Source organism: Bartonella sp. AP11XZML (assembly GCF_042196445.1).
In the GTDB taxonomy this organism is placed as follows: Bacteria; Pseudomonadota; Alphaproteobacteria; order Rhizobiales; family Rhizobiaceae; genus Bartonella.
Genome location: NZ_JBHIQF010000030.1, coordinates 24,762 through 41,027, shown reverse-complemented (window position 1 = coordinate 41,027; position 16,266 = coordinate 24,762). Strand labels below are relative to the sequence as shown.

General features: G+C 38.0%; 16 protein-coding genes. 4 read left to right on the top strand and 12 right to left on the bottom strand.

Features of this window, described 5'->3' with window-relative positions:
- The first annotated feature begins 22 nt into the window (after positions 1–22).
- The 4 genes from ACFIMG_RS02740 (at position 23) to ACFIMG_RS02725 (ending at position 3,134) form a co-directional block, all read left to right on the top strand.
- Positions 23–775, top strand: coding sequence for a transporter substrate-binding domain-containing protein (locus tag ACFIMG_RS02740; protein WP_375678415.1), 753 nt, complete (start codon positions 23–25; stop codon positions 773–775).
- Positions 776–854: 79 nt separating this feature from the next.
- Positions 855–1,577, top strand: coding sequence for an ABC transporter permease (locus ACFIMG_RS02735; RefSeq protein WP_375678416.1), 723 nt, complete (start codon positions 855–857; stop codon positions 1,575–1,577).
- Positions 1,574–2,281 carry an ABC transporter permease gene (locus ACFIMG_RS02730; RefSeq protein WP_375612132.1) on the top strand — a complete coding sequence of 236 codons (708 nt, stop codon included), beginning with the start codon at positions 1,574–1,576 and terminating at the stop codon, positions 2,279–2,281. The genes ACFIMG_RS02735 and ACFIMG_RS02730 overlap by 4 nt, the downstream gene beginning before the upstream one ends.
- 79 nt (positions 2,282–2,360) lie before the next feature.
- Entirely contained in the window at positions 2,361–3,134 is a 774-nt protein-coding gene (locus tag ACFIMG_RS02725; protein ID WP_375678417.1) for an amino acid ABC transporter ATP-binding protein, read from the top strand.
- A gap of 20 nt (positions 3,135–3,154) precedes the next feature.
- Here ACFIMG_RS02725 and lpxB read toward each other — a convergent pair whose 3' ends face one another.
- The 12 genes from lpxB to rpsB all read right to left on the bottom strand — a co-directional run bounded on the left by lpxB (position 3,155) and on the right by rpsB (position 16,239).
- On the bottom strand, positions 3,155–4,351 hold the full coding sequence (lpxB, locus tag ACFIMG_RS02720; protein WP_375678418.1) for a lipid-A-disaccharide synthase: 1,197 nt from the start codon (positions 4,349–4,351) through the stop codon (positions 3,155–3,157).
- Positions 4,344–5,216 (bottom strand): LpxI family protein, encoded by an 873-nt coding sequence (locus tag ACFIMG_RS02715; protein WP_375612129.1) that lies wholly within the window; start codon positions 5,214–5,216, stop codon positions 4,344–4,346. Before ACFIMG_RS02715 ends, lpxB begins: the two co-directional genes overlap by 8 nt.
- A gap of 2 nt (positions 5,217–5,218) precedes the next feature.
- Entirely contained in the window at positions 5,219–6,043 is an 825-nt protein-coding gene (lpxA, locus tag ACFIMG_RS02710) for an acyl-ACP--UDP-N-acetylglucosamine O-acyltransferase (RefSeq protein ID WP_375609506.1), read from the bottom strand.
- 24 nt (positions 6,044–6,067) lie between these two features.
- Entirely contained in the window at positions 6,068–6,535 is a 468-nt protein-coding gene (gene fabZ, locus ACFIMG_RS02705; RefSeq protein ID WP_375612128.1) for a 3-hydroxyacyl-ACP dehydratase FabZ, read from the bottom strand.
- Between the two features lies 1 nt (position 6,536).
- Complete coding sequence (lpxD, locus tag ACFIMG_RS02700; protein ID WP_375612127.1) at positions 6,537–7,583, bottom strand: UDP-3-O-(3-hydroxymyristoyl)glucosamine N-acyltransferase; 1,047 nt, start codon at positions 7,581–7,583, stop codon at positions 6,537–6,539.
- A 65-nt stretch (positions 7,584–7,648) separates the two neighbouring features.
- The gene (bamA, locus tag ACFIMG_RS02695; protein WP_375678419.1) at positions 7,649–10,045 is read right to left on the bottom strand and encodes an outer membrane protein assembly factor BamA; all 2,397 of its coding nucleotides are present in this window, start codon (positions 10,043–10,045) and stop codon (positions 7,649–7,651) included.
- 202 nt (positions 10,046–10,247) lie between these two features.
- Positions 10,248–11,396 carry an RIP metalloprotease gene (locus tag ACFIMG_RS02690; RefSeq protein ID WP_375613470.1) on the bottom strand — a complete coding sequence of 383 codons (1,149 nt, stop codon included), beginning with the start codon at positions 11,394–11,396 and terminating at the stop codon, positions 10,248–10,250.
- A gap of 15 nt (positions 11,397–11,411) precedes the next feature.
- Positions 11,412–12,227, bottom strand: coding sequence for a phosphatidate cytidylyltransferase (locus tag ACFIMG_RS02685; RefSeq protein ID WP_375613469.1), 816 nt, complete (start codon positions 12,225–12,227; stop codon positions 11,412–11,414).
- Between the two features lie 731 nt (positions 12,228–12,958).
- Positions 12,959–13,519 carry a ribosome recycling factor gene (gene frr, locus ACFIMG_RS02680; protein ID WP_375678420.1) on the bottom strand — a complete coding sequence of 187 codons (561 nt, stop codon included), beginning with the start codon at positions 13,517–13,519 and terminating at the stop codon, positions 12,959–12,961.
- A 37-nt stretch (positions 13,520–13,556) separates the two neighbouring features.
- Positions 13,557–14,276 (bottom strand): UMP kinase, encoded by a 720-nt coding sequence (gene pyrH, locus ACFIMG_RS02675; RefSeq protein ID WP_273790666.1) that lies wholly within the window; start codon positions 14,274–14,276, stop codon positions 13,557–13,559.
- Positions 14,277–14,433: 157 nt separating this feature from the next.
- Positions 14,434–15,357, bottom strand: coding sequence for a translation elongation factor Ts (gene tsf, locus ACFIMG_RS02670; protein ID WP_375678421.1), 924 nt, complete (start codon positions 15,355–15,357; stop codon positions 14,434–14,436).
- A 102-nt stretch (positions 15,358–15,459) separates the two neighbouring features.
- The gene (gene rpsB / locus ACFIMG_RS02665) at positions 15,460–16,239 is read right to left on the bottom strand and encodes a 30S ribosomal protein S2 (protein ID WP_375678422.1); all 780 of its coding nucleotides are present in this window, start codon (positions 16,237–16,239) and stop codon (positions 15,460–15,462) included.
- Positions 16,240–16,266 lie beyond the last annotated feature (27 nt).

Sequence of the window (16,266 nt, the reverse complement as noted above, 5' to 3'; positions counted from 1 at the left end):
GCTTATCCAATAGGAGAACATCATGAAACTATTAGCAGGAGCTCTTATAATAAGCGCCGTACTATTCACCCAATTGGCTGATGCGAAAACATTAAAAATTGCGAGTGAAGGCACCTATCCTCCCTTCAGTTATATTGACTCAAATAATAAATTGCAGGGACTTGATATTGATATATCTTATGCACTTTGTAAAAAAATGAATGTTGAGTGTACTATTGTTACACAAGACTTCGAGGGAATGATCCCTGGACTTATTGCAAAAAAATATGATGCTATCATTGCTTCCCTCTCTCTCACACAAGAGCGCTTACAAAAAATTGACTTTACAGATCCTTACTACGATACAGCACTGGCTGTTATTGTTACCAAAGCTTCGGGAATTAAAGAAATCTCGACAAAAGACTTTAGAGGTAAAAATCTTGGTGTGCAATCAAATACAACACAAGCTTTCTATGCAGAAGATCATTTTGCCTCTGGAGAGGTGAAAATAAAACTCTATCCTTCCACAATAGAAGTGAATCGTGATCTTTTAAATCATCGACTTGATGTGATTATTGTTGATAAATTACAAGCATTAAATTGGCTTAAAAATGAAGGAAAAGATTGTTGTCTCCTCTTGGGAACTCTAGAAGAAACAAGATTTCCTGTTGCAATTGCAGTCCGTCAAAATAATAATGATCTTAAAAATAAGTTCAATGAAGCAATAAAAGAAATCCGTTTGGATGGAACTTATGAAAAAATTATGAGAAAATATTTTACAAGTGATGTTTATTAAATATCAATATGATATTTTAATGAAACCCGTTGGTTATTGCTAAAAAATATTATCTAACTCTTTCATGAGGAATACAAGAATGATTGAAAATTTAGCATTGCTATCATTTAGCAATGGTGGATGGGGAGCGGTTATACTTTCCAGTGCAGGAATGACTTTGTCATTGGCATTATGTTGTGGACTTCTAGGATTTCCTCTAGGACTTCTCAATGCAGTAATGATTCGATCCAATATTAAGATAGCTAAAGCTCTAGCACGTCTCTTTTCAACGGTGTTTCGTGGATTACCAGAGCTTTTAACTTTGTTTTTAGTTTACTACGGATTACAAAGCCTTATTCAAAATTTATTTGACTATTTTAATTTTGAAATCATGTTCAGTATCAATGCTTTTGTTGCTGGTGTTCTTGCTCTTAGTATGGTTCTTGCAGCTTTTTCTTGTGAAGTTTGGCTTGGAGCATTTAATATTTTTGATAAAGGTCAATATGAAGCGGCTAAAGCTTTAGGCCTTTCACGAACAACCACATTTTTTCGTATTGTCTTCCCTCAACTCATCCGAAATGCCTTGCCAGGACTTTCTAATAATTGGCTTACTTTACTGAAAGATACATCCCTTGTTTCTACAATCGCGCTTGTTGACCTCATGCGACAAACGAATTTAGCTGTCGCGGCTACCAATAAACCCATGCTATTTTATTTTGTAGCATGCTTACTCTATTTGTTATTTTCAGCGGTTTTTACTGCAATCTTACGCCATTTGGAAACATACACTCAAATAGGCTATAAAAAGGTGCTAAGTCAATGATTCCTGAGTGGCTTTATTTTCTTTTTAATCCTGATCTTTTAAGTCATTATGGACCCAAATTTATTAATGGCTTTATTGTTACTGTTGAACTTGTTTCTATTTCTTGTTCTCTAGGCCTTTTTCTTGGTATGATTATCGCTTTTGCACGTCTATCAGAGAATACATTTTTACAATATTTTGCAAATGCTTATGTCTATTTTTTCCGTGGCTCTCCTTTATTAGCTCAACTCTTTCTTTTTTATTATGGGCTTGGTTCAATGAACAGTTTTTGGCAACAAGTGGGGCTATGGTGGTTTTTTCAAAACGCGTGGTATTGTTGTCTTTTTATTTTTACACTCAATTCTGCTGCCTATCAATCTGAGATCTTTAAAGGAAGTTTTCTATCCGTAACAACTGGACAACGCGAAGCATCAAAAGCTTTAGGTTTAAGCAACTCTGTCACATTTTTTAGAGTTATTCTTCCACAAGCAATGATTGTAGCATTACGCCCCTTAGGAAATGAGTTGATTTTAATGATTAAATCCAGTGCTGTTGCCTCACTTATTACTGTTTATGATTTAATGGGGGTTGCTAAACTCGCTTATTCACGGACTTTCGATTTTCAAGTTTACGTTTGGGCTGCTCTTATCTATCTCTTTATCGTTGAACTCATTCATCGTTTTATTGTTTTTATCGAGCAGCGCCTCACTCGATATTTACGGTAAATAAAATGATCATAAAAAACTTTACCAAACCAAAATGTTGAATTAATCAAGTTCTTCATCAATGAAAGAATAAAATAAGATGAATTTGAAAAATAATAAATCGATCTCTCCCAGTAAAAACCCTGTGATCTCTATCCAAAATCTAAATAAATGGTATGGAAACTTTCAGGTCCTACATGATATCAACTTTAATGTTCAAGCTGGTGAACATATCGTTATTTGTGGACCATCCGGATCAGGAAAATCAACGTTAATTCGTTGTATTAATCAATTAGAACAAGCACAAAAAGGTTCAATCTGTATCCATAACGTTGATATCCATACTGCACCTATACAACAGCAAAAAAATGTTCTTCGTAAGATAGGAATGGTCTTTCAGAACTTTAATTTATTTCCCCACATGAGCGTTATACAAAATTGTATTTTAGCACCTATGACCGTTCAAGGGCTTTCCAAACAACAAGCACAGGAACGGGCAATTCGTTACTTAACGCATGTTGGTATTGAAAAACACTGTGAAAAATATCCTTTACAACTTTCTGGTGGGCAACAACAACGTGTTGCGATTGCCCGTGCACTTTGTATGGAACCCGAAGTCATGCTTTTTGATGAACCAACCTCTGCTCTTGATCCAGAAAGTGTGGGAGAAGTTTTGGAAGTGATGGCTCGATTAGCCGATACAGGGATCACAATGCTTTGTGTTACCCATGAAATGGGCTTCGCACGTAAAGTCTCAGAAAGAATACTCTTTCTAGAAAATGGAAAAATTGTTGAAGATGCAGCCTCTGAAAAATTTTTTACCAATCCTAAAAGCCAACGTGCTTGTAATTTTCTTGCTAAAATTAAATATTAATCATTAAAATATTGCTTTATTTATACAATTTTATTCCTGCTTTTTAAAAGAGTGATAATTGTTTGTGCGCCAACAACCCCCGATGGTACTTCAGTTTTCATTTTCTGTTCTACCATCTCAAAGGAATCAAGTTGTGCCTGTCGCAATAAAGGATTAGCCAAAAGTTGTTCTACCTGTCTTGCTAACATGCCAGGACGGATTAATTCATTCAAATATTCCGAAACAATAGGCTTATCAGCAATAATATTTGGAAGAGCAGCACTCCATAACATCATTTTAGGAAAAATAAATAATTTAGAAAAGAAATCAAGTTTATAGCAAAGAACCATAGGAACTTTTGCTAAGGCTAATTCAAGTGAAACAGTTCCATGTGCAGCAAGAGCAACATCTGCTTGTGCAAAAGCACGCCATTTTTCATCTTCACCAACTACAATTTCTATCTTGCTTTTCCAGCCCTGCACAAAGTCCCGGATTCTATCTACCAAATGAGGTAAGGTTGGTAAAATAATACGTAAATGAGGAATACGTTGTACAAGAATCTCTACTGTTTCTCGAAAAATAGGCATTAAGGAACGAATTTCTGAATTGCGTGATCCTGGCAAAATAACTAATGCAGGCGATAATGTTTGTGTATCGATCAAATTTCTTTGTTCTAATTGGCTTTTTTTTTCTGACTGAACTCTCAAAAGGGGAGGATATGTCAAAAGACGATGTCCAACATAAGTCGTGGCAGGGCCTCCCAAATCTTGCATAATCTTTTCTTCAAAAGGAAAAACCGCTAAAACATGATCAACAAATCCACACATAGCTTTTGCACGCTCTGGCCTCCATGCCCAAACGGTTGGTGCAATATATTTAATGATAGGAATAGAAGGCGCTAAAGCACGTACCTTTTTTGCAATACGATGCGTGAAATCAGGACTATCAATAATAATTAAACAATCAGGTTGTTCTTGTGCAATAAATTTGGATAAATTGCGAATATGTAGCAACAACAATGGTAGTTTTTTCAACACCTCCTTTAAACCTATTAAAGCAATATCATGGGAATCAAAAAAGCTTTTTAAGCCTAATGCCTTTAAATGGCTCCCCCCAACACCAATCAAATGAATATTGCATCCTATCTGTTGTGATAAACAAGAAATTAGATCGGCCCCAAGTAAATCACCAGATTCCTCACCTGAAACCACTGCAATCTTTAAGAAACAATTATTCATGACCAAACTTTTCAAATGTCTCTATAAATAAAGAATATTTGTTGGCTTTTTCTATTGTTGTTTTCACTGATAATATTAGACTTCTATTTGCCTCCACCGCAACACCAGATAAACCACTCTTTGCAATATTCATTATTGTCGCGGGCCCAATTGATGGCAAATCAACGCGATTATCCTGTTGTGGTTTTGCGCATTTTACAAGAATGCCACCTTTAAGGGGAATTTGCCCTCTTTCTCGCATTTCACAAATACGCCACAACATATTATCAGTTCCCTCAGCGCCCTCTAGAGCAACCACCCTTCCTTGGACAACGACAACGGCTTGCCCGATATCTAATTGACCTAAAAGCTTTGCTGCTTCTACTGCTAAAAAAATATCTTTTTTCTCTTTTGGAGTAGCGCGCCGTACTGTTAAATTAAATTCTATAGGAGCTAAAAGATCTGGGACTATTTCGTGAGCACCAATAACACAAAAACCGTGTGCTTCAATAACCCGTATAAAAGCTTTTAATAACGCATCGTCTCCCCTCTTCAAAGCTCCGATTAACTTAGGAAGAGCTAAAAATGTTGTCCAGTCCAGTCGCAATTGTTTAAGAAGTGGACGCTTTTTCACACCACCTGCCAAAACAACATTATATACACCAGCCTCTTTTAAAATTTTAACGAGTCGTGCTAACTCTACAATTGATAGCTCGCAATGCTCATAGCGATAAAGAACAGAATCTGCCTCACCATGCAAAAGCACAAGAAAAGGATTTTCTCCATTCTTCTCAAGAGTCTGCGCAACAGTAATCGGTAGAACACCATTTCCTGCTATAATAGCAGTACGGCCGGAAAGAAAACTTCTGGCTCCCCAAATAGGCATTTTTAATCCTTATGTTCTTTTATTCTAACACCTTCAAATTTTGGTGTGCAATAAAAACGCTTTCCTTCTTCTTTAATAAAATTAACAACTTCAGAAACAGACTGAGAAGAAGAATAGAAAGAAGCAACATCACTGACACGCTCTTTAAATGGTTTGCTATGATCAAAAAGCATAGCAACCGCATGACGGAGTGCATGAATATCTTGACGCTCAAGTCCTGCACGCTTCATGCCAATAATATTGAGTCCAGCAAGTTTTGCCTGCACACCAACAGCTGTTCCATAAGGTATCAGATCACCAACCAGTGCAGATACGCCGCCGATAAATGCATGATGTCCAACACGAACAAATTGATGAACAGCAGCACCACCACCAATAATCACATAATCACCAATAGTAACATGACCAGCAATCATTGCGTTATTGGCAAATGTTACATGATTGCCTACATAACAATCGTGAGCGATATGCGCATAACAAAAAAATTGGCAATTATCACCAACAACTGTCATTCCTACACTCGAATCGGAACCCCTATGCATTGTTACACCTTCACGAATCGTACAATTCTTACCAATAAAAAGAGTTGTAGCCCCTCCTTTATGTTTATTATTTTGCGGATCTGCCCCCAAAACGGCATGAGAAAATACTTTACTCTTGGCTCCTAACGTTGTCTTTCCCATTATTACAACATGACTTGTCAAACTACATTCATCACCAATAACAGCCTCTGAACTAATATGGCAAAATGGTCCAACGCGTACATTCTCACCAAGCTGCGCTCCCTTCTCCACAAGAGCAGTTGGATGGATTTTCGTACCGGACATTTTTTAATTCCCATCAAATATCGTTTATGCTTCTTCGACAATCATCGCAGCAATTTCTGCTTCAGCGACGCGAACATCTTCTACTTTTGCAACACATGAAAAACGTCTCATACCAGATCTTTTTTTCAAAAGCTGAACATGGATTTTTAGCTGATCACCAGGCATAACCGGCTTACGAAATTTCGCATTATCAACCGTCATAAGGTAAACTAAATTTGTTTGCTTATTGCCTAAATTTAAAAGTGCTATTGCTCCTGCCGTTTGTGCCATAGCTTCTAAAATCAAAACTCCAGGCATAACAGGCTTTGAGGGAAAATGTCCCATAAAATGTGGCTCGTTAATCGTTATATTTTTAATACCAATCGCTTCTTGTTCACCATCAATATCAACGATACGATCAATTAATAAAAATGGATAACGGTGCGGTAATATTGATAATAGTTTTTCAATATCGACAGCCTCTAAGTTTTTAGTTTTTTCACTGCTGATCATATCAGCGTTTCTCCTTTTTAACTTTTCCCATACTGCGCAATGCCGCTACTTCACGAAACCATTGTTTAAATGGTCGCGCTGGACTACCTCCCCATTTTTCGCCATCCGGAATGTCATTCATAACACCACTACGAGCAGCAATCTGAACAGATTTACCTATTATGATGTGATCAGCTACTCCCACACTTCCGCCAAGCTGAGACATATCCCCTATAGATGTACTTCCCGCAATGCCACATTGAGCGGCAATAAGACAATAGCGGCCAATTTTTACATTGTGGGCAATTTGTACAAGATTATCAATCTTGCTTCCTTCACCAATAACAGTATCTTGAAATGTTCCACGATCAATTGTCGTGTTCGCACCAACTTCTACACCATCCTCAATAATAACGCGACCAAGCTGTGGAATTTTCTCGATTCCAGAAACGCCCCCAACATAACCAAAACCATCTTGCCCAATGCAAACACCAGGATAAAGCTGAACCTTATCACCTATTATAGAACACTGAACTGTTACCTTAGGAGCAATATAGCAGTCACATCCAATACGGCAATTTTCACCGATAACAGCTGTGGATGAAATAAGAGTTCCTGCACCAATCTCAACATTTTTACCAATAACAGCTCCCGCTTCAATACACACATCATGTGCCAACTTAGCCGTTGGATGAATATGCGCATGCGATGAAATCCCCTTCTGCCCCAACCAAGGCATTGGCTTGACAGAATCTGGAAACAAAATACGACCAATCTGAGCAAAGTCACGCTGTGGTGTGGATGTCACCAAAATTGCCATAGTTTCGGGAACTTTAAAAACAATCTCATTCGTACACAAAACAGCAACAGCAGAACTGTCCAGTAAAGCATCAGAAAACTTCCGATGCTCTACAAAAACAAGCGAACCTTCCACAGCACTCTCAAGTGAAGAAAGAGTATTGATAACTTTATGAGAAAACTCTGGATTAAGAAGCTTTGCACCCGTCAACTCAGCAGCATTTGCAACTGTCAATCGTCGGGACGGCGTAAAAAAAAATGTATCCGCCATCAAAACACTTTCTCTCCCAGCTTAAGCTATTCTCTTCAAGTTTTTCCTTCTTAAAATCGCTCAAATCAGAACTTCGTAGAAATACCAAAGTTCAATTGTTGCAAACGATCACCTTCCTGCTTCGTTATTGGCCAAGCATAATCAAAACGCAAAGGACCAAACGGAGAATCCCACATCAAACTCACACCTGCAGATGAACGCCAAGCACTTTTGGTATTGGTAACAGACGGTTCACCCTTAAAAACGGCTTTATAATTATTGCCATAAAGCGTGGCAATATCCGCAAATAAAGCACCGCGCAACCCAAATCCTTCAGGCACGACAGGGATAGGGAACTGTACTTCAGCAGTCGCATTCATATATGTCGTTCCCCCCAAGAAATAAACCTCACCCTTACTGGAAACCTGACGCGGACCTATTCCATTATATTTGAACCCTCGAATCATATCAGAATTTACTTTAAACATATCGAAAATACGAACACCATCTCGGCCCATTCCGTGGATATAACCACCCCCAAAGGAAAGCAAACCAACGATATCCTTCTGGTCAGAAAGAGTCTTGTACATCATCGCCTTACCCGTGGTCTTCAAGAACTTTGCACTCCCACCAAGCCCTGCATATTCCTGAAGCAGATGCACGTACCACCCATCATGGGGGGATCTCATATCATCAATCGTATTATAGGTGAAACCATAACTAATTGATGAACGTTTCCAAGGGCTGTGTTTTGCAGCTTGAACAATCGCACCAGAATATTTCCCATATAATTCTATTATGTCACTCTCTTTGTCAAAATCATACTCTCCGCCAAAATCATATTCTTCCTGCACATAAGAATAAGCTACATTAGCAGATAATTGATTATTAATAGGTAACGAAAACCGCAGCGATCCACCTGTCTGCCGTACATCATAGGCTTTATCAGCACGATAAGTACTACGAAAAACATCAACACCAGCAGATAAACGATACCCTAAGAAATAAGGATCAACAAATGATAAATTATAATTACGAGATTTTTCTTGCCCCGCACCTAACCCTAAACGAACATATTGACCACGTCCCCCAAGATTACGTTCAGTAACAGAAACTTCAAGTGACATACCAGGACTTGTTCCCCCTGTTGTATACCCTCCAGAAAGAGAGAGATCTCCTGTTGAAGCTTCAACGACATCTATTACCAAAACAACTTGGTCAGATTGATCTGTAGGAACCATTGAAATATTAACGGCTTTGAAGAAACCTAAACTTTCTAGACGACGTTTTGCCCGCTGTAATAAAGTTTGATTGTAAGCATCTCCTTCGTTTAAATCAATCTCACGGCGAATGACGTAATCACGCGTTTTCTCATTGCCACGTATATCAATACGTTGAATATAAGCACGTGTTCCCTGTTCAATATTATATAAAATTGAAATTGTATGATTTGCTAAATTACGATTTCCCCGCGGTTCAACTTTAGCAAAAGCATATCCCGAATCAGCAACTTTGTTATTAATAGTTGCAACAGACTGTTCAATATCTTCTGCACTATAAACATTACCTGGCTGGGTTTTAAGTATCCTTTTCACAGATTTAACGTCAATTCCATCAACATCACTTTCAACCTGAATATCGCTAATTTTATAGAGCGCACCCTCATCAAGAACGAAAGAAATTTTATACGTATTGCTTGCTGCATCAAAAGTTGCTTTAGAAGAAACTACACGAAAATCTGCATAACCACGGTTATAATAAAAGCGACGTAAAGCTTCTTCATCAACAGCGAGGCGCTCTTCACTGTAAACATCACCTCCCAACAACTTCGAAAAAATTCCCGAAGTTTTTGTTGAAATCACATCACGCAAACGGCGACTTCCAAAGACATTATTTCCCTTAAAAGTGATATCACCAATCTTTGTTTTTTTCCCTTCAACGACATTAAATACCACATTAACCCGCCCTTTTCCAAGGTTAATCGTTTGAACGTTAACAGTGATATTATTACGACCAAGAGTTTTATAAGCCTCACGAATTGTATTTATATCAGCAGAAAGCTTAGCAGAATTAAAAGGCTCATTCGGTTTTAAAGAAATAAACCGCTTAAGATCTGGGTCTTTAAAAGATTTATTTCCTTGAAACAATATTTGATTGACAACCTCATATTCTTTTACGAATACAACCAATTTATCACCCACCGGATTTATTTTAACATCATAAAATAAACCCAATTCGAAAAGGTTCTTCACAGCTCTATCAACATCACCACTGGAAACACCTTGCCCAACCTTAATCCCCATATTGTCTCGAATCGCCTGAGAACTTACAAACTTATTCCCACGAACCTCAATAGAGCGGACTACAGACGCTTGTATTTCTCCGACCGCAGCAATTGACATAAAAACCGTTGCTGGGGCAATCATCCCCATCTTTAACACCAATACAGATGCTGCATTTAAAAACTTTGAATTCGTAGTCATTGGCTTTTTTACCTTACTCTCGTTCCTTGGACATGATGCCTTAAAAGCTAACTGCCATAACAACCTTTTTACAGCGAGACTTTTCATTCCTTAATTACTCATTATAATGTACAACGCCACAACATTTTGTAGACATGGTAAACAACCTTCAATTTGTTTTTGCTATTATTACTTAATTTATAAAGCGTTTTCCATAATTTAATTAGCTAAACCAACAAAAATAATCATTAAAAAAGACAAAAATCATAAAAAGGAGAAGAATGGAAAAACCTAAACGAAAAACGATTCCCTGAATTTTAGCAGATATTTTCCTCCCAGTAATGACCTCAATGACATGCAATAAAAGATGCCCACCGTCAAGCGGTAGAATCGGAAAAAGGTTAATAAGCCCAACACTTATTGAAAGAAAAGCTGCCAAATTCAACAAAGAGATAAAACCTGTCTCGCTCACTTTCCAAGCAATTTTAACGGTTTTAGAAGGTCCACTTAGCCGACAACGATCCTCTTTGCCTCCTATTAAACGACTCATAAAAAGAACGGTTTGAGTGGCGATAAACACAGTACGATCTGACGCTTTTCTTACAGCTGTTACAAAACCATAGCGAATATGTTTTATATAAGTTGGATCTAAACGTGCAGGATTATTTAAATCAACAGGAACACCTACACCTATCATAGCACTTCGTGTTCGATTACCAAATCCATCATCTCGCTCAACGACTTTCGGGGTAATCATCGTTGTAAAGACTCGCCCCATGCGTTCTATTTTAAACTCTATGGGTTCTCTTCCGTGAAAAGCTACATAATTCATCAAATCTTCAAAGCTTTCAACCCGTCGTCCATCCATTTCAACAAAACGATCACCTAATTCCAAACCGGATTGAAGAGCAGGGCTATCTTTTACCAAAGAACCAACAACGGGCTCAATGGCTACACGACCATAGATAAAGAAAAAAAATGTTAGAATAACAACAGTAAAAAGGGCATTGAAGAAAGGACCGGCAAAAACAGTTGCTGCTTTTTTCCAAGCATGCGCACTAGCAAATGAACCATCAACAATCAGAGATGATTGGGATGATTCCGTATCGATTTTTTCCTCATCCCCAACAAATTTTACATAACCTCCTAAGGGGATAAGTGCTAAACGCCACTTCGTGCCATGCTTATCTGTATAACTCGCTATTTCTGGTCCAAATCCAAGCGAAAAAATTAACGCCTTAATACCACACCACCGACCAATGAGATAGTGCCCAAATTCGTGCACAAAAATGATAATCATAATGATGAAAAGAATACTCAAACTTCTTAAAAGAAAATCACCCATAGTGACGATATGATTTAAAAGTTCCAAACTATCTTCTCCCAATTAGATCATACTAAAAAGATTAAAAGGCGCATCCATATCAGACATAAATGAACCAATTAAATAAAGAAGAAAAGCTGCCCCTACCAATCCATCTATACGATCCATAAAACCACCATGTCCAGGCAATAAAGAACTAGAATCTTTAACAGAAAACCGTCTTTTGAGCCATGATTGCCCTAAATCACTCAATTGTGAAACAATTGACAAAACAAGTGTAAGGAGTGGCACAAAAAAACTGGCTAAATTTATATCAAAAAATCCAAAAGCAACCCATATACCACCGAAAACTCCGACAAATGTACCACCAAGTGCTCCTGACCATGTTTTATTAGGAGAAAATTGTGGTGCTAATTTAGGGCCCCCTAATGCACGTCCGATAAAATAACCACCAATATCTGTTCCCCACACTATCGTAAATAAGAAAATAACAACTTGGAACCCCAACATTTCATGATCCCGTAGAAAGCATAAAGCAACAACAGGAAAAGATGCATATAAAAAACCACAAAAAACCCAACCACTCTTTTTTATAGATATAATAGCTAACACTGTAGCTAAAACGATTAAAACACAAAAAATCAATGAAGCAGATACACTCAATACTAAAAAAAAGCCAAAGATTAAATAAAAGATACTTGCTAATATTTTTTGTAAAATACACCATTTCTCTTTAGTAATACTCATCCACTCATAAAGAACAAAACCGCCAATACACCATACAAATAAAAAAAAGAAGTTTCCTCCCAACCATGTTAGATACAACGCAATAATGCCAAAAACAAAAGCTGTCAGAATACGATAAACCAAATTAGACAAAACAACATCCAAACAATAAAAATAGAAAATACAAGCTCTAAAATTAACGCAAGAAAAACTCCCCTACGCAGTATTTTTATCTCATACCTGTATAATTTCTCTTATAATTTATCATAAATAATTCAGTCTACTAAGATAGCGCTTATGAAACTAATAATCAATGAAAACAGCTTCAAAAATCTCCGTCAAAATTATAAAATATTTTTTTAATATTTTCTCAAATATAAAATGAAAAAGCAGTTACCTCTGCGCCATACAAATTAACTAATATAGGTTTCGTATAAAAACACTTTTCTATCAACTATTCGTCATTAAAAAATGAATTACGCCACATAACATCTGCTTGATCAATTATACTCACATGTTTTATAATGAGAAATGAGAGAAAGGTTAGACTTGTTTTTTTGCATTATATTCTTTCCCCAACCTTCATCTTAGAATATTTGAATAATTTCTAATAATGCTTTCATTATGCAGTTTAACAAAGACGTACTCAACTAAAAGCCCACACTATGCTGTTAAATAGTGTCTTCCAGCAAAGGGCATGATTTACCACGCAGATTAAAAAATTTAAACATCTGCCCTTTCAAATCAGTCTCTCCCATATCAAAATGATAGAATACCTTCCTGCATCATACCTTGCTATCACAGAACACACCACCCCTCCTATTATCCCTAGAAACAATTTACAGGCTGGGAATAAATATCCTTTTTCTAGTGACAAAATCGTCTTAAACGTGCATAATTTCAGATTCTTTTACGGCTAAAATTTTATCAATATCAGCAATAGTTTCATCCGTGAGTTTTTGAACTTTTTCAGACGAACTACGGGCTTCATCTTGTCCAATTTCACCATCTTTTTCTAACTTTTTCAAATTGTCCAGACCATCCCGACGAACATGACGTGTAGCAACACGCGCTTGCTCTGCATAGTGATGCGCAATTTTTACAAGTTCTTTACGGCGCTCTTCATTCAACTCAGGCAAAGGAATACGTAGATTCGTACCATCAGTTATGGGATTTAAACCAAGACCAGAATCGCGAATAGCGCGCTCTACAGCTCCGACCATCGTTTTATCCCATACAGAAACAGAAAGCATCCGAGGTTCGGGAACAGAAATATTAGCAACCTGATTTATATGCACAACAGAACCATAAGATTCAACGGTCAACGGTTCTAATAAACTGGCCGATGCACGTCCAGTCCGCAAACCACCTAATTCATGTTTAAAAGCCGTAATGGCACCATCCATGCGACGTTTCAGATCATCCATAATTGATGTAACATTCATATTTCTGTCTCCTTCAATTGTCCTTTGAAGCTTACCCTTATTCCGATACTATTGTAAAGCGTCCTGTTCCATTCAAGACCTTAGCCAAACCGCCTTTTTCATGAATGGAGTACACAATAATCGGTACATTGTTCTCACGTGCTAAAGTGACCGCCGTTGAATCCATAACAGATAATCCCCATTGCAAAACTTCAACATGTGTTAATTGGTCAAAACGCTTAGCCGTAGGGTCTATTTTTGGATCTGCTGAATAAATACCATCAACTTGTGTTCCTTTAAGAAGGACATCCGCACCAATTTCTGCTGCACGTAAAGTAGCAGCAGAATCAGTGGTAAAAAATGGATTTCCTGTACCACCTGCAAAAATAACAACTTTTCCCTGATTCATATAAGCTATTGCTTTACGTTGCGAGAAACTTTCACAAATTTGTGGCATAGCAATCGCAGAGAGTACAACAGTTTCAACCCCTAATTTTGTCAAAGATGTTCGCAATGCTAAAGAGTTAATAGCAGTTGCAAGCATTCCCATATGATCACCTGTCACTCGGTCCCCACCATGCGAAGCAACAGCAACGCCACGAAAAATATTTCCCCCACCGATAACAACCGCAACTTCTATCCCCATTGTGCGCACTTCTGCAATATCAGCGGCAATACGGTCTACAACAGAAACATCAATGCCAAAATTCTGCCCTCCCATAAGAGCTTCACCAGAAGCCTTTAAAAGAATACGTTTATACGGAAGTGCTAATGCCATTAATAATCTCCCCAAAAGCCCATTTACTTTTTGCTTTTGACATCACGAAGGGCACCACTTTTTTCACGTGACGCCCTCTCAACAATTACATTGTTCCCCTCAGAGATTCTACAACCAATGATATGACTTTAAATCTCTGATCAAGAGTTTGCAATAACTAGCCTTTTACAGCAGCAGCAACCTCTGCAGCAAAATCAGACTCCTCTTTTTCCACACCTTCACCTAATGCAAAACGAATAAAGCCTGTAATTTTTGCTGGAGCACCAATTGATTTCTCAGCATCCTTTAAAGCGGCCTCAACAGTTATATCAGGATTCATAACAAAAGCTTGAGAAAGCAAAACAACCTCTTCAAAAAACTTACGCATACGTCCTTCTACCATTTTTTCAATGATATTTTCAGGTTTTCCAGACTGACGTGCTTGATCTGAAAAAATTGCTTTTTCTCGTTCAACAGCAGCAGCATCAACATCTTGTGCTGTAAGTGCTAATGGATTGGTTGCCGCAATATGCATCGCGACCTGCCGACCAAAAGCAAGAGCAGCCTCTTTATTTCCTGTTGTTTCAATCGCAACCAAAACACCAAGTTTTCCAAGCCCATCAGCCACACTATTGTGTATATAAGTCGCAACAACACCATTCTCAACAGACAATTTAGCGGAACGACGAAATGTCATATTTTCGCCAATTGTACCAATTGCATCTTTAATCGTAAGCTCTACAGTCTTCTCAGAGCCTGGATAAAGAGAAACAGAAACAGATTCAACATCCCCTGATGTATCTAAGGCAGCAGTTGCTACTTTACGCACGATGTCTTGGAATCCATCATTGCGTGCAACAAAATCTGTTTCAGAATTAATCTCAACCAAAACTGCATGTGAATCTTTTGATACGACTCCGATTAATCCCTCAGCTGCTGTACGACCAGCCTTTTTATCTGCTTTAGCTATTCCTTTTTTACGAAGCCAATCAACAGCAGCTTCCATATCACCGTTGGTCTCTGCTAGGGCGGCTTTACAGTCCATCATACCAGCGCCAGATAGTTCTCGAAGTTCTTTTACTTGTGCAGCAGTAATGCTCATATTTGCCTCTTTATTTTGTAACAGTGAAAGCGTGCAAAACCCCTCTGCACGCCTATAACTTCTTCTTTAGACAATAAAAGTACCTTAATTAGGCATTTTATATTATTCAGAAACTTCTGAAACTGCATTTTCTTCCAAAATAGGCTCCACAGGTGCATCAACTTGAGCTCCTAAATCGATACCCATTGCTCCTTGCTGGCGTGCAATACCATCAAGAGCAGCACGGGCAAAAAGATCGCAATAAAGAGAAATTGCACGTGAAGCATCGTCATTACCTGGTATTGGATGTGTTACGTCATCGGGATCACAATTGGTATCAATAATAGCAATCACTGGAATACCTAAACGTTTTGCTTCTTGGAGTGCAATATTTTCTTTATTCGTATCGATAACGAAGATAAGATCTGGAACAGAACCCATATCTTTAATACCACCAAGCGCACGATTAAGCTTTTCACGATCACGTTCAAGATTTAAACGTTCCTTTTTAGTAAAGCCTTGCGCTTCAGCAGCAAGAATTTTATCAAGCTTCCGCAAGCGATAGATCGAATTGGAAATCGTTTTCCAGTTTGTGAGCATGCCGCCAAGCCAACGTGCATTAACGTAATACTGAGCAGAACGATTCGCCGCATCTGCGATAATGTCAGATGCTTGCCGTTTCGTACCAACAAAGAGAATACGACCACCACGCGCTACAGTATCTGAAACAAGTTTAAGTGCTTGGTGTAAAAGTGGAACGGTCTGAGCAAGGTCAATAATATGGATATTATTACGCTGACCATAAATATAGGGAGTCATTTTGGGATTCCAGCGATGAGTCTGGTGACCAAAATGCACACCGGCTTCTAAAAGCTGGTGCATAGTAAAATCGGGTAGTGCCATAAATCTTATCCTTTCCGGTTCAACCTC